The following is a 13401-nucleotide window of genomic DNA, read 5'->3' as shown; positions in this document are numbered from 1 at the left end:
CGTACTCCTGCCGACGCCGGGCGGGAAACCGGCGCTCAGTAACCGACCACCGCCTGTGCATCGATTTCGACCAGCATGCCGGCGAGCGGAAGTCCGACCATGACGGTGGTGCGGCACGGCCGTGGTCCGGTGCCGAAGTAGCGGTTGACGAAGCGTCCGTAGGCCTCGTTCATCGCCGCGTAGTGCGCCCGTTCCGTCAGATGGACCCGGAGCATCACGACGTCCGTGAGCGAGGCACCACCTGCCGCCAGCGCGGCACGGACGTTCTCCAGCGCGCACGTCGTCTGTGCCGCGACGTCTCCCGTGTGCAGGACGGCGCCGGTCGCCGGGTCGAGCGCGCCCTGTCCCGAGACCTGAACAACGGGGCCTCTGCGTGCGGAGGGTGGGAATGCCGGTGGCGCCTGCGGTGCGTCCGCGTTCCCTGTGGCGGGGCCGGGGGCGGCCGTGTGGTTGCGGGAGGTCTGGGTCATGCCGGTTCTCCTGTGGTGGCCGAGGTGGGGGTGCCGTGGTGCAGGCGCCAGGTGTGGTCGATGTGCATGGTGGCCTGCTGGTCGGTGTCGTAGGGCTGCCAGCCGGGGTCGCCGTGGGTGGCGAAGGCGACCCAGGCGGCGTGTGTGCGGGCCGCGAGGTCCGCCACGCCACGGTCCGGCAGATCGGGGCCGAGGAGGGCGTGTTTGCCGTGCAGCGCGGGGAGGTCCGTGCGGTCGAAGACGAAGGGCAGCTCGACGCAGTGGCAGGCGCCGAGCCGGCCGTCGAAGGCGGTGGACCGCCAGGTGAAGTGGTAGGCGAAGGTCCGGGTGCCCGGGAGCGTGCTGTGGGCGTCCGCGAGTGCCCGGCTGCCGGCGAGGTACAGATCGGTCATCAGGCGGGTCGCCAACTCGCCCGGCCCGGCATCGGGGAGCCGGGTGCGGTAGTGGGCCAGCAGGTCCTCCGGCCGGGCGGAGCGCCGCGCCGCGGTGGCGGCCAGTGTGCGGGTGGTCATCGAGCTGACCGCGCCGCCGGGGACGGTGTAGAGAGCGGCCTCGTCCGCGTTGGTGCCGATCAGGAGCTCTCGTGCCGGCACCGGGCCCGTGCCGTCTTGGCCTGCTGTGCGGAGGGCGAGTGCGGGCTGTTGTTCCAGCAGGACACCGTCGATCACCGGTTTGAAGGGGCTGTTGCCCAGGGACGGATCGAGGTGGCCGGAGAGTGCGGGACCGGTGGGCGGGAGCTCTTGTAGGGCGGCGGCCAGACGGGCGTCGTCCACACCGTGGAACGCCTCGACGCGGGGCGGCAGGCCGAGCGTCGCACATATCTGGTAAGTGATCGCGAGGCTGTGGCCGGTCGGTACGGCGCACAGGCCGTTGCCGCTCTGGCTGATGGCCCGGCGGAAGAGTCCGGTGGCCGGGGGAGCGGCCAGGAGGGCGGCCACGATCATCGCGCCCGCGGACTGGCCCGCCACCGTCACACGGTGCGGATCGCCGCCGAAGGCCGCGGCGTTGTCCGCCATCCAGCGCAGGGCGGCGATCACGTCGAGCAGGCCCCGGTTCTCCGGGGCGCCGGGCAGCGTGAGCCAACCCGGGATGCCCAGACGGTAGTTGAGGGTGACGAGGACGACTCCGCTGCGTGCGAACGGTCCTCCGTCGTAGAGGGCTGCCTGGCCGGTGCCGGAGAGGAAGCCTCCGCCGTGCACGAAGACCAGCACGGGCAGTCCGCCCGCGCCCGGGTCCGGCGTGGTCACGGTGACGCTGAGGTATGCGTCGCCCGGTATCGGTGGCGGGCCGGTGACCGGGCTGAGGTCCATGCCGGCGAATCCCTGGCGGGCCGGGGCCGGCGCGGTGGGGCCGGGCCGTGTGGCGTCACGGACACCGTGCCAGGTGGGGGCGGCGCCCGGCGCCGCGAAGCGGGCCGCACCGACGGGTGCGGCGGCATAGGGGATCCCGTGGAACACCTGCACGCCGTCCTGGTGCAGGCCGCGTACCCGTCCGCCGGTCGTGCGCACGACGGGGCCGGGCCCTGCGTCGCGCGGCTGCGTGGTGCTCCGGCGGGTCATGTCCCGGTGGCTGGCGCCGCGGTGAGTGCCGGTCATGCCGTGGCCGCCAGCGACGCCCATGAGCGGATGGCGAACCGGCTGCCGGACCGTTCGACCCGCATCCCCGGTCGCTCACCGCGCAGGTGGGCGGGGAAGACGATCCGCCCCGCGTCGGCCGCCTCGCCGAGGACCCGCTGGCGCGAGTCGCGTGCGCCGGCGGGGTCCTCGCAGAAGCAGCTGTTGCAGTGGGGCTCCACCACCTGCACCGGATTGTGCAGCAGGTCTCCCACGAAGACGGCACGGTCCTGACCGGAGGAGAGGAGCACGACACAGGAGCCCGGGGTGTGGCCGGGCGCCGGGGCCAGGGTCAGGTTCTCGTCGATCACGAACGAGTCGTCCCACAGTGTCGCCAGGCCGGCGCGGACGACCGGCTCGACGCTGTCCTCGAAGACGTTGCGGTTGGCTGCTTCCATACGGCGGGTGTGGTGGTTGGCCGGATTCCAGAAGTCGTGGTCGGCACGCGGGAAGAGATATTGGGCATTCGGGAAGGTCGGCACCCATTCCCCGTCCACCCGGCGGGTGTTCCAGCCGACGTGGTCGGCATGGAGGTGCGTGTTGACCACGACGTCGACATCCTCCGGCCTCACCCCGGCGGCCGCGAGGCGCGCGAGGTATCCCGTGTTCAGCTGGTGGAAGGCCGGCATGCCGGGACGTTCCTTGGCGTCGCCCACCCCGGTGTCGATCAGGATCGTGCGGCCGGCGCTGCGCAGCACCCAGGTCTGCACGCACGACCTCAGTAGTCCCGTCCGCACGTCCCAGAAATCGGGGGCGAGCCAGTGCCGGTTGGCCTCCCAGACCTCGCCCGGGATGTCGCCGAACATCTCCTCCGGCAGCCGGGTCGTGCCCTCGTACTCCACCGTCCGCAGTACCGAGACGTCTCCAAGGGCGATCGCATTCATGAGTTCTCCTCGCGGGCGGGTGGTGGCAGATGCGGGACGCGGCCGCCGCGCTTGCCGCAGGCGCGGTGGCTGCGGACGCGGTGTGCGTGCCGTTTTCATGCGCGCAGCATGCTGTGTGCGCCGAATTCCTGCACCCTAACACGTGGCATGCTGGATTCAGGCGCCGAAGTGTCGCGTCCGGGCGCAGACCGTGCTGCCGATGCCGTATCCCCGCGCAAGGCCCCTCCTGATGCCCGATTCCGGCAGGCGCTCGGCTAGGGTCGACAGTCGACGCGAGCTACGGAAGGCGAGGCGCCAGGAGCCATGGAGGACACCGTGATCGACGACATCGATCTCGACTTGATCGCCGCACTGCAGACGGCTCCCCGGGCGTCCTTCGACGTGCTGGCCCGCGTCCTCGACAGCTCGGCCCGCACCGTCGCCCGACGCTACGCACGCCTCGTTGACGACGGGGCGATGCGGGTGATCTGCGAAATCGAGTGGTCGCTGCTGGCCGAAGGCCTGCCCGCCACCGTATGGATCGGCACCGAACCCGGGCGGGCACCCGAGGTGGCACGAGCCCTCGCCGCGCGCGCCGACACCCCGTTCGTGTCACTCGCGTCCGGAGCCGCAGACGTCTTCTGCATGCTGCACGGCCCCACCCGGGCCGACACGACCCGCGCCCTCACCACCGAACTGCCCGCGGTGCCGGGAATCCGCACCCTGCGCACCGAGTGGATGTTGCGCCGGCTCACCAGCACGTCGGCCTGGCGCCTCCCTCGCCTGACGTCCCATCAAATCGCCGCGCTCGCGGGGCAGAACACCAGCCGGCCTGCCGCCCACCCGCGTGACACCCCGCTGAGCGGCCTGGAACGCGACACCGTCGCCGTACTGCGCAACGACGCCCGGATGCCGTTCTCCGCCCTTGCCCGCACCCTCGGCATCACCGAGTCCCGCGCCCGCCGCACCGTCGCCGCCTTGCTCGACTCCGGCCTGTTGCGTCCCCGTGTCGAGGTCGATCCACGGGACATCGGCTACGCGGTCGAGGCGGTGCTGAGCATCGGCTGCCGCCCGGGCGCCGTGAAGCGCCTCGCCGCCTCCCTCGCGGACCACCCCGCGACGCGATTCCTCGCGCTCACGGCGGCCGCTTCGGTCTTCACCTACGGAGGCGTCTTTCGCGACGAGGAGCACCTCGCGGACTTCCTCACCGGCGGTTTCGAGGGCAGCGAGGAAGTCACCTCCCTGGAGTGCTCCCTCCAGCTGGAGGTGTTCAAGCGGTACTGGACGGCCCGCCGTTGAGCCCCGGTGCGGAACCTGAACGCCCGTCCGTCCTCTTCAGTACGCACCTCGTCGAACGGTTTCACGCCGACGCGAAATGGGATCTCCGAATACCGTTGACGTCATCCGGAACCGAGGGCAATTCGGTCCGTCGAATCCGCAGGTAGGTCGCGCTCTCGGCACATGGTTCCAGTGGCACCGGGCCCGATCCGGCCAGTTCGTTCGGATACTCGGCGAGCGTGGGCGCGCCCGTGCCGCCCGAAAGCCGCGGGACTCGCCCGCCCGGGCGAAGACCTCTGTCCGGTCCGGCGTTTTGCCCCCGGGGTCACCTCTCAAGCGGCTCTGCCGGCCGCATGGTGATCAGGGTTGGCAGCCACGACATAGAGGAGACGACGTGACGAACGTGGTGCAGGACCTCAAGTACACCAAGGATCATGAGTGGGTCCGGGTCGAGGGGAAGAAGGTGACCACGGGCATCACGGACTTCGCGCAGCGGCAGCTCGGTGACATCGTCTACGTGGAGCTTCCCAGCGCTGACGATGACCTCACGGCGAGCGAGCCGTTCGGGAGCATCGAGTCGGTCAAAGCCGTGACCGAGGTCTATATGCCGGTGAGCGGCAAGATCACCAAGCGGAACGAGGCGCTGAACGACGAGCCGGAGAACGTCAACACCGACCCGTACGGGGACGGCTGGCTGATGGTGATCACGATGTCCGACCCGAAGGAGCTCGACGGCCTGCTGACCGCCGCCGAGTACGAGGACTACATCAAGGAAGAGGCGGCGTAGCCACTTCGGCTGCCCGCTGGGCGGCGCGTCGCCGCGCGGCGCGCCGCCGTTCCTGGACCTGCTCGCCCTATGGAAATTCGGCCGCATCGAGGAGAAGTGGTCGGCCGGCATTCGCCCCGTCGGCCGAGGCACCGACTGACGGCCCGGGGCCCGCTGCCGGACGAGGCCATCACGCTCCAGTCCGGTGGACGGCATGCGGCCGGGGCGGAAACCGGAGATCCGGTTTCCGCCCCGGCGGACGGACTCAGGCAGCGGCGGGTGTGTAGTGGGTGGCGTCGTCGCCTTCTATGGCGTGGCTGAGCCTGCCGTCGATGCCGGCCGGTACATCGCCGGCGACGGTCACCCGGTGCAGCAGACGCGGCAGATCGCCGTAGTCGTCGGGGGCGTAGTGCTGGGTGATGCGGTTGTCGAACAGGACGAGGTCGCCGGGAGTCCAGGCCACCCGCACGATGTTCTCGGGGCGGGTGACATAGGACTGGAACAGGCGCAGCAGATCGCGGGAATCGGACGGGCCGAGGCCGACGATGCTCTGGGCGAAGCCGCCGATGAACAGCCCCCGCTCCCCGGACTCGGGGTGAACGCGCACCACGGGGTGTGCGGTGCGGTACTTCCGCGAGACGAACTTCTTGCGGTGCTCGGCGGCCTTGTCGTTCTTCGGGGCGGCATAGTCGTAGTCGTTGGTGTGGACCGCCCACAGCTTGTCGGCCAGCTCGCGCAGCGGCTCGGGCAGATCCTGGTACGCGGCGGCCGTGTTGGCGATGAGTGTGTTGCCGCCGTAGGGCGGGACCACGATGCTGCGCAGGGTGGACGCCTTCGGGGGAGTGCGGACGAAGGTGACATCGGTGTGCCACCGGTTGGCGCGGATGCCTTCGTCGCCGTCGACCGGCAGGATGTTGGGCTGCCCGTCGACGGAGGGGACGGTGGGGTGCGCGGTGGTGAGCTCGCCGAAGAGGGAGGCGAAGCGGAGCTGGCCGGCGTCGTCGAGCTGCTGGTGACGGAAGACCAGCGCCTTGTGTTCCAGGAGCGCGGAGTTGATCTCGGTGACGAGGGCGGGGTCGAGGCCGGCGCCGAGGTCCACGCCGACGATCTCGGCGCCGATGCGTCCCCCGATCCTGCGGATGTCGAAGCTGGTGCTGCTGCTGGACATGGGTGGTGATCCCTTCAAGAGGTGATGGGTAGTGAGGTGGCTTGGGAGCCCGGCGGGTTGAGTGCCGGGCCGATGGCGCGCAGAGCGCCGGGGGTGCGGCCTTCTCCCCAGCCGATGGCGCGGCGGTAGCTGCCGAGGAGGCCCGTACGGTTCAGGTGCTCCTCATCGCGCACCGCCGGATCGTCGGGCAGGGGCCGGGTCTGGGGTGCGACATACAGGGCGTCGGCCGGGCAGTTCGCCTCGCACTGGAAGCAGGTCTGGCAGTCGGAGCGGCGCGCGAGCACCGGGATGCCGTCCGTACCGCGGTCGAAGACGTCGGTGGGGCAGACCTTGATGCACTTGTCGCAGGCGATACACCGTTCCGCCGAGACCAGTTCGATCACGAAGCCGCCTCCAGTGGCGCGGTCGGTGAGGTCACCACCGCCGTCAGGGGTTCGGGCCGGGTCCACACCCGGTCGAGGCCGCCGCTGACGATGCGGTGGTGCTGCCCGGGGTCCTGTTCCGGGAAGTCGAGGCGCTTGGCCATGCCGCGGGTCTCGGTGCGGGCCAGCGCCGAGGCGTACATCCAGCGCGCGTGGGCGGTCATCGCTGCGGCCTGCCGGGCCCGTACGGCATCCCCGCCATCGGCCCGGACGGCGGCGCGCAGCTCCTGCCAGACGCCGTCGAGCAGGTGCAGCGAGGCGGCGAGCCGGTCGCCGTGGCGCAGATAGTTCTTCTCGTACGGCAGCACTTCGCCCTGGACCGCGGTGACGGCATGTCGGAAGCCGTCGGCCGGGCCCGGCGTGCCGGTCGGCCGGAGCCCGGCCCCGCCCGCGGCCGTCAGGCGCCGGGTGCCGGCGCGGGCGCCGAGGGAGCGGGCGTGACGGGCCGCGCCCCGGCCTGCCCAGGTGCCGGAGGAGATGGCCCACGCGGCGTTGTGACTGCCGCCTCCGGTGAAACCACCGCAGATCAGCTCACGGGTCGCGGCGTCCCCGGCCGCGTACAGCCCGGGGACGGTGGTGGCGCAGTCGTCGCCGGTGATGCGGATGCCGCCGGTGCCGCGCACCGTGCCCTCGGCGAGCAGTGTGACGGCGAAGAGCTCGGTGAAGGGGTCGACGCCCAGGCGGTCGAAGGTGAGGAAGAAGTTCGGCTGGGCCAGCCGCATCGCCTGCCGGGCGGCCGCGTCGGCCCGGTCGAGGCGGCAGTACACCTTCTCGCCGAGCAACGCCTTGGCGATCACCGACCGGCCGCCCTGGCTCGCCGCGCCCTCCAGGACCGTGCCGTCCTCGTGGTAGAAGGTCGCGAAGGAGTAGAAGGCGCTCTTGGTGACCGAGGTGCCTTCGGGTGCGATGCCGTACGCGTTGGAGAACTCCATCCCCGACAGCTCAGCGCCGGCTTCGGCGGCGAACAGCGCCCCGTCCCCGGTGTTGACGTTGCAGCCCAGCGCGCCGCTGAGGAACGCGCAGCCGCCGGTGGCGAGGACGACCGCCCCGGCGCGTACGCGATAGGGGTACCCGGCCTGGCGCCGGTGGCCGCTGGCTCCGGAGGCCGCGCCCAACGGGTCGGTGAGCAGCTCGGTGACCGGACTGTGGTCGAGGATCCGCACGCCGGCCCGCTGGACCCGGATCCGCATCCGGCGCATGTACTCCGGGCCCTGCAGCCCGTTCCTGAGCGGCTTGCCGTCCGGGCCGGCCGGGAAGGGGTAACGGCCCGCTGCGGCCAGCTCGTTCATGCCGGCATACGTCTGGTCCAGTACGCGTTCCTTCCAGCGCCGGTCGGCCAGATATCCGCCCAGCGCCTCCCGGCTTTCCAGGGCGGCCCGGCGGGCGGCCGGCTCCGGCGGGACGTACCAGACGCCCGTGCCGCCCGAGGCGGTGGCGCCGCTGGTGCCGCAGTAGCCCTTGTCGGCGAGGACGACGTCCGCCCCGGCCTGGGCCGCCTTGAGCGCGGCCCAGGTGGCTGCGGGCCCGCCGCCGACCACCAGCACCTCGGTGGTGAGGTCGAGTCCGGTCATGCCGGCCGCCCCTCTCCCGAGGCGGCCGCGGCCAGCCGGTTGACCGGGCGGGACAGGCCGTAGTGTTCCCGCAGGGTGCGGCCGGTGTACTCGGTACGGAACAGACCGCGCCGCTGGAGGAGGGGCACGACCTGGTCGACGAAGTCCTCCAGGCCGCCCGGCAGATGGGGCGCCATGATGTTGAAGCCGTCGGCGGCCCCTTGGGTGAACCACTCCTGGAGCTGGTCGGCGATCTGCTCCGGGGTGCCGGCGAAGACCCGGTGACCGCGTCCGCCGCCGAGCCGGGCGATGAGTTCACGCAGGGTGAGGCCGTCGCGGCGGGCGAGTTCGGCGACGAGTGTGAAACGGCTCTTGTTCCCGTTGATGTCCCGCTCCTCGGGCAGCTCGGGCAGCGGCCCGTCCAGCGGCAGCCCGGTCAGATCGGTGCCGAGCATCCCGGACAGCTGGGCGAGCCCGTACTCGGGGACCTGCAGCTCGGTCAGCTCCTGCTCCAGCGCGCGGGCCTCGGCCTCGGTCGAGCCGATGACCGGGCAGATCCCGGGCAGGATCTTCAGGTCGTCCTCGGCCCGGCCGTGGCGCGCCAGCCGGGACTTGACGTCCTTGTAGAAGGCCTGGCCGTCGGCGAGCGTCTGCTGGGCGGTGAAGACGGCCTCGGCGTACTCGGCGGCGAACTCCCTGCCGTCCTCCGACGAACCGGCCTGCACCAGCAGCGGATGGCCCTGCGGGGTGCGCGGTACGTTCAGCGGGCCCTGCACCCCGAAGTACACCCCGCGGTGGTTGATCGCCCGCACCTTGTCGGTGTCGGCATAGACGCCGCGCTCACGGTCGAGCAGGATCGCATCGTCCTCCCAGCTGTCCCACAGCTTCGTGGCGACCTCGACGAACTCCCGCGCCCGCTCGTAGCGCAGCCGGTGTTCCAGATGCTCGTCCTGCCCGAAGTTGCGGGCCTCGTTCACGGTGCCGGAGGTGACGATGTTCCAGCCGGCCCGGCCGCCGCTGATGTGGTCCAGCGAGGCGAATTTACGGGCGGTGTGGAACGGCTCGTTGAAGGTGGTCGATACGGTCGCGATCAGGCCTATGTGCTCGGTGACCGCGGCCAGGGCGGACAGCAGGGTGAGCGGTTCGAAGCCACCGAGGGCGTTGTGGCGGACCTTCCCCCACAGGGCCAGACCGTCGGCGAAGAAGATCGAGTCGAGCCGGCCGCGCTCGGCGGTCTGTGCGAGCTGCTGGAAGTAGCGCAGATCGGTGACGCGTTCGGGCTGGGTACGGGGGTGGCGCCAGGCGGCGTCGTGGTGGCCGGCGTTCATCAGGAAGGCGTTGAGATGCAGCCGGCGTTGGGTGGGTGCGGGCATGAGGGCTCCTCGGAGCGGGGGTGAGTGGGCCGGGCGGGGCGCCGGGCCGGCCGGGTCAGCCGGCAGTCGGGACGCGCCAGGAGCTGAGCCGCCGTTCCACGGTCACCAGGAACTGGTTGAAGGCCACGCCGATGGCGGAGATCGTGATGATGCCCGCGTACATCTGCGGGATCGCGAAGTTGTACTGCGAGGCATTGATCAGATAGCCCAGACCGGCCTTGGCGCCGATCATCTCGGCCGCGACCAGCACCAGGATCGAGGCCGCTCCGGCCAGCCGGATACCGGTGAACATGACCGGCACCGCGGACGGCAGGATCACTTTCTGGAACACCCGTCGTGCGGACAGGTCCATCGACCTGGCGAGGCGGAGCAGCGTGGGGTCGACCGTGCGTACGGCGCTGATGGTGTTGAGCAGGATCGGCCAGACGCAGGCGTACACCACGATGGAGATCTTTGATGTCTCGCCGATCCCCAACAGCAGCACGAAGACCGGCAGCAGGGCGAGTGCGGCGGTGTTGCGGAACACCTCCAGCAGCGGACCGAGCAGGTCGGCGACCGGCCGGTACCAGCCGATCAGCAGACCGAGCGGCACGGCGACGGCCACCGCGAGACCGAATCCGCTGAACGACCGTGCCAGGCTGGCGCCCGCGTTGTCGGCCAGCCGGCCGTCGGCCGCCAGCTCCCACCAGGCACCGGTGACCTCGCTGAACGGCGGCAGGAACGTCCGGTCGACGAGGCCGAGCCGCGGCGCGGCCTCCCAGAGGAGCAGCAGGGCGGCGATGGCAGCGGTCTTGGTGGCCCCCTTCAGGAGCAGGGACGGCAGCCGACGCGCGGCTTGGCGCAAGCGGACCGCAACCGCTCCGGGCTCCCGGCGCCGGCCCGGTGGCGGTGTCCGGGGTGGCGTGGGCGCGGGGAGGGCAGGGGCCGGGCCGGGAACGGCCTGGTCCGGGCCGGCCGCGGGGCTCGTGCCGGTTGCGGTGCTCGTGCCGATCGCGGGGCTCATACGGAAACCTCCTCCTTCTCCAACTGCTGGGCCCTGGCCACCTCGTCGTGCAGCAGCGACCAGATTTCGTGCCGGTAGCGTGCGAACTCGGTACTGGAACGCAGGTCGTCCGTCGCCGTGCGGGAGTCGAAGGCGATCGGTACGACCTGCTTGATCCGGCCGGGCCGGGAGGTCATGACGGCGACCCGCTGGCCCAGATAGACGGCCTCTTCGATCCCGTGCGTGATGAAGACGACCGTCTTTCCGGTGCGCTGCCAGATCCGCAGCAGTTCGTCCTGCAGCGACTCCCTGGTCTGGGCGTCCAGCGCGGCGAACGGCTCGTCCATCAGCAGCACATCGGGGTCGTAGGCGAGGCTGCGAGCGATCGCGACCCGCTGCCGCATCCCGCCCGACAGCTCGTGCGGATGGCGGTTCTCGAACCCGGACAGCCCGACCAGTTCCAGAAACTCCCTGGCCCGTGCGGCGCGCTCGCGCCGCGGGACCCCGGTGGCCTCCAGGCCGAACTCGACATTGCCCTGCGCCGTGCGCCACGGCAGCAGCGCGTACTGCTGGAAGACGATTCCGCGGTCCAGCCCCGGGCCCGTGACGGGCTCGCCGTCCAGGAGGATCCGCCCGGCGGTGGGACTGGCGAGACCGCCGAGCAGATCCAGCAGAGTCGACTTCCCGCAGCCACTGGGACCGACCAGGACGACGAACTCGCCCGCCGCTATCTCCAGGTCGATGCCGTCGAGGGCGGTGAGCCGGGTGGTTGCCCAGCGTGCCCCCGCACGGTCCTGTCCCGCACGGTCCTTGTCTGCCCGGCTCTTGCCCTGGCGCTTCCCCGCCCGTTCCTTGACGGTGAAGTCCTTCCGTACGCCTTCGAACGCGATCTTGGGTGTGGTGGATTCCGGCATGGGTCAGCTCCCGCTCTTCGCGGCGGAGGAGGACGGCGAAGCGGACGGTGCGCCGCCGCCACGGTTGGCGTTGAACTCATTGGTGTAGAGCTCGGAGAGCGTTACCTGGTCCTTCTGGATGTCGCCGCGCTTGGCCAGCCAGTCGATCCAGAGCTGGAGTTCCTTGCCGGTGATACGGCCTGCCGTCTCGGCGACGCCGAACGACTTCCAGTACTGCAGGGGATCGGCTTCCTCATTGCGGCCCCGCTTCTTCACGATGTCCGTCATCCGGGCGATGACCTCCTTGCGCGGAGTGGACCGCGACCACTCGATGGCCCGCCCCACCCCGGTGACGAAGGTCCGCGCGGTGTCGGGGTTCTGCGCGAGGAAGCGGTCCGTCATCACATATGTGCCGGCACTGAAGGCGCCGAGCAGCTGGTAGTCGGTGAACAGCGGGCGGATACCGCCCTTTGCCAGGGCCTTGTCGCGCAGAATGCCGCCGAGGACGGCGACCTCGATCTGGCGCTTGCGCAGGCTCTGTTCGGTGTTGACGGGCGGCACCACCAGGGGTTCGACCTTGCCCACCTGCCCCTGGGACAAGCCGCTCCGCTCCAGATAGGTGTCGAGCAGCGCCTCGGCGTGGGCGCCGAGGGTGTTCATCCCGACCTTCTTGCCGACCAGGTCGTGGGCCGAGCGGATCGGGCTGTCATCGAGCACGTAGTAGCCGTTGTAGGCGCCCTTGTCGGAGCCGTAGTAGCTGATGACCGCCTTGATGGGGGCCTTGTTCGCGGCCAGTTTGACGACCGCGCCGTTGAACGCCCCGCCGAAGTCGATCTGGCCCGTGGCCGCGGACTGGATGTCCTGCGGTCCGCTGATCGTGTTGCCGACCCACTTCAGCTTCACGTCCTCCAGATAGCCGAGATCCTCGGCCAGCTCCGGCAAGGTGACCTGGCCCGCCCAGCCCTGATACCGGAGCGTCTTGGTCTGGTCCTTGCCGGGTGCTCCGGTCGCAGTCGTGCCGCAGCTCACCGCGACCGCCGAAAGACCGAGCAGAGTGAGGAACTGTCGTCGGGTCGATGCGTTCAGCGTGGTCATGAAAGGTCCTGTTCGGGATCGGTGGAGCGGCTGGTGTGCGTTCCTGAGCTGCTGGAGTAGAGGAGGACTGACGTGCTGCGCGGCGGCGTCCGCCTCGCTCACCGCCTGGTCGGCCACAAAGGCGGTTCGGAAGTCCGCGTACGGGGTTTCCGACATGGGAGAACCCACGTCAAGGCCTGCTCCTCGGTATGAGGGGCACCCCGGCCGGAAGTGGTGCGCCCGGGGTTCTCATCAGGGCAGGACGAACACCGAAAGGAGGAAAGGGGGAAAGGGGGAAAGGGGGAAAGGGGGAAAGGGGAATCGCCCGGAGTTGCCTGCGAGAAATCCCGCCATTCACGGAAGCGGGCGAGAGAACCGCGGCGCCGACGGCTCTGCCGTACGGCCGTCCGATGACGCGGACAGCCGGGATCAGCAGGCGTTACCCGCCATCGGCCGCATCAGTGGCCTGGCGTGCACATCAACCGTGAAAGGAGTCAGGAGGCGGCGCCGGTCGGCAGGACTAGCGACCAGCGGCACAGATGGCGCTGGCCTGACGTCGCAGATCGACGTGCAGGCGTGCGGCGAATTTCTCGGACTGGCTCACACCCGAGAGGTTGGCAGCGAAAATAAGCCACGTCAACGGTTCTTCCGGATGCGTCTCACACTCCGAATTTCCTGTCACGCGCGTGAAGCACGCCGTTCACAACCGGGCCAAGACACCCCGTTTCGCGATGGCCCCCGCGCGCGCACTGCCCTTCATGGCGTCGTCGACGCGGGGCCGAACGGAGAGCGGGAACCGGGAGCAGGAACGGAGAGCGGGAACCGCAAGCGGGAACGGACAGCGGGGGCGTATTGCCGGGCGGCCGGTGTCGGCGCTGGTCATTGCCGGCGCAGCCGCCGCAAGGCGCGTATGACGGTCCCGCCCCCGGCCAAAGGGTTCCGGACCCAA

The 13401-nt window shown here is 70.6% G+C and carries 13 protein-coding genes; 2 read left to right on the top strand and 11 right to left on the bottom strand.

Annotated elements, in window-relative coordinates; all coding sequences use genetic code 11:
- Positions 1-35: 35 nt before the first annotated feature.
- Genes ACGFWI_RS12120 through ACGFWI_RS12110 form a run of 3 tightly spaced genes read right to left on the bottom strand, consistent with a single transcriptional unit; the run spans position 36 to position 2967 of the window.
- A complete protein-coding gene (locus tag ACGFWI_RS12120) occupies positions 36-470 on the bottom strand; it encodes a RidA family protein (protein WP_393905850.1) in 435 nt (144 codons plus the stop codon).
- Positions 467-2029 (bottom strand): carboxylesterase/lipase family protein, encoded by a 1563-nt coding sequence (locus tag ACGFWI_RS12115; protein WP_393905849.1) that lies wholly within the window; start codon positions 2027-2029, stop codon positions 467-469. The genes ACGFWI_RS12120 and ACGFWI_RS12115 overlap by 4 nt, the downstream gene beginning before the upstream one ends.
- 32 nt (positions 2030-2061) lie before the next feature.
- Positions 2062-2967, bottom strand: a complete 906-nt coding sequence (locus ACGFWI_RS12110) for an MBL fold metallo-hydrolase (RefSeq protein WP_393905848.1) — start codon at positions 2965-2967, stop codon at positions 2062-2064.
- 303 nt (positions 2968-3270) lie between these two features.
- Here ACGFWI_RS12110 and ACGFWI_RS12105 point away from each other — a divergent pair, with 303 nt between their 5' ends.
- Both ACGFWI_RS12105 and gcvH read left to right on the top strand, forming a co-directional pair.
- On the top strand, positions 3271-4245 hold the full coding sequence (locus tag ACGFWI_RS12105) for an Lrp/AsnC family transcriptional regulator (RefSeq protein WP_393905847.1): 975 nt from the start codon (positions 3271-3273) through the stop codon (positions 4243-4245).
- Between the two features lie 373 nt (positions 4246-4618).
- Positions 4619-5011: a glycine cleavage system protein GcvH gene (gene gcvH / locus ACGFWI_RS12100; protein ID WP_393905846.1), complete on the top strand. Its 393-nt coding sequence runs from the start codon at positions 4619-4621 to the stop codon at positions 5009-5011.
- 244 nt (positions 5012-5255) lie between these two features.
- On the opposite strand, the gene ACGFWI_RS12095 is transcribed toward gcvH, so the two are convergent.
- From ACGFWI_RS12095 to ACGFWI_RS12060, 8 genes are all read right to left on the bottom strand, one after another.
- Positions 5256-6158, bottom strand: coding sequence for a TauD/TfdA dioxygenase family protein (locus ACGFWI_RS12095; protein ID WP_393905845.1), 903 nt, complete (start codon positions 6156-6158; stop codon positions 5256-5258).
- A gap of 14 nt (positions 6159-6172) precedes the next feature.
- Positions 6173-6541, bottom strand: a complete 369-nt coding sequence (locus ACGFWI_RS12090) for a 4Fe-4S dicluster domain-containing protein (RefSeq protein ID WP_393905844.1) — start codon at positions 6539-6541, stop codon at positions 6173-6175.
- A complete protein-coding gene (locus tag ACGFWI_RS12085; protein ID WP_393905843.1) occupies positions 6538-8151 on the bottom strand; it encodes an FAD-binding protein in 1614 nt (537 codons plus the stop codon). Before ACGFWI_RS12085 ends, ACGFWI_RS12090 begins: the two co-directional genes overlap by 4 nt.
- Positions 8148-9503, bottom strand: a complete 1356-nt coding sequence (locus ACGFWI_RS12080; RefSeq protein WP_393905842.1) for an LLM class flavin-dependent oxidoreductase — start codon at positions 9501-9503, stop codon at positions 8148-8150. The genes ACGFWI_RS12085 and ACGFWI_RS12080 overlap by 4 nt, the downstream gene beginning before the upstream one ends.
- A gap of 55 nt (positions 9504-9558) precedes the next feature.
- A complete protein-coding gene (locus ACGFWI_RS12075; RefSeq protein ID WP_393905841.1) occupies positions 9559-10506 on the bottom strand; it encodes an ABC transporter permease in 948 nt (315 codons plus the stop codon).
- Entirely contained in the window at positions 10503-11399 is an 897-nt protein-coding gene (locus ACGFWI_RS12070) for an ABC transporter ATP-binding protein (RefSeq protein ID WP_393905840.1), read from the bottom strand. The genes ACGFWI_RS12075 and ACGFWI_RS12070 overlap by 4 nt, the downstream gene beginning before the upstream one ends.
- A gap of 3 nt (positions 11400-11402) precedes the next feature.
- The gene (locus ACGFWI_RS12065; protein WP_393905839.1) at positions 11403-12473 is read right to left on the bottom strand and encodes an ABC transporter substrate-binding protein; all 1071 of its coding nucleotides are present in this window, start codon (positions 12471-12473) and stop codon (positions 11403-11405) included.
- 499 nt (positions 12474-12972) lie between these two features.
- Positions 12973-13056 carry a putative leader peptide gene (locus ACGFWI_RS12060; RefSeq protein ID WP_393905965.1) on the bottom strand — a complete coding sequence of 28 codons (84 nt, stop codon included), beginning with the start codon at positions 13054-13056 and terminating at the stop codon, positions 12973-12975.
- Between the last annotated feature and the right edge of the window lie 345 nt (positions 13057-13401).

It is taken from the genome of Streptomyces sp. NPDC048434 (assembly GCF_043200375.1).
In the GTDB taxonomy this organism is placed as follows: Bacteria; Actinomycetota; Actinomycetes; order Streptomycetales; family Streptomycetaceae; genus Streptomyces.
This window is presented reverse-complemented; position numbering and strand designations above follow the sequence as displayed.

Bases quoted from the DNA above. Each gene is read 5' to 3' on its own strand.
- ACGFWI_RS12120 (WP_393905850.1), bottom strand. From the start codon at position 470: ATGACCCAGACCTCCCGCAACCACACGGCCGCCCCCGGCCCCGCCACA.
- ACGFWI_RS12115 (WP_393905849.1), bottom strand. From the start codon at position 2,029: ATGACCCGCCGGAGCACCACGCAGCCGCGCGACGCAGGGCCCGGCCCC.
- ACGFWI_RS12110 (WP_393905848.1), bottom strand. From the start codon at position 2,967: ATGAATGCGATCGCCCTTGGAGACGTCTCGGTACTGCGGACGGTGGAG.
- ACGFWI_RS12105 (WP_393905847.1), top strand. From the start codon at position 3,271: ATGGAGGACACCGTGATCGACGACATCGATCTCGACTTGATCGCCGCA.
- ACGFWI_RS12095 (WP_393905845.1), bottom strand. From the start codon at position 6,158: ATGTCCAGCAGCAGCACCAGCTTCGACATCCGCAGGATCGGGGGACGC.
- ACGFWI_RS12085 (WP_393905843.1), bottom strand. From the start codon at position 8,151: ATGACCGGACTCGACCTCACCACCGAGGTGCTGGTGGTCGGCGGCGGG.
- ACGFWI_RS12080 (WP_393905842.1), bottom strand. From the start codon at position 9,503: ATGCCCGCACCCACCCAACGCCGGCTGCATCTCAACGCCTTCCTGATG.
- ACGFWI_RS12075 (WP_393905841.1), bottom strand. From the start codon at position 10,506: ATGAGCCCCGCGATCGGCACGAGCACCGCAACCGGCACGAGCCCCGCG.
- ACGFWI_RS12070 (WP_393905840.1), bottom strand. From the start codon at position 11,399: ATGCCGGAATCCACCACACCCAAGATCGCGTTCGAAGGCGTACGGAAG.
- ACGFWI_RS12065 (WP_393905839.1), bottom strand. From the start codon at position 12,473: ATGACCACGCTGAACGCATCGACCCGACGACAGTTCCTCACTCTGCTC.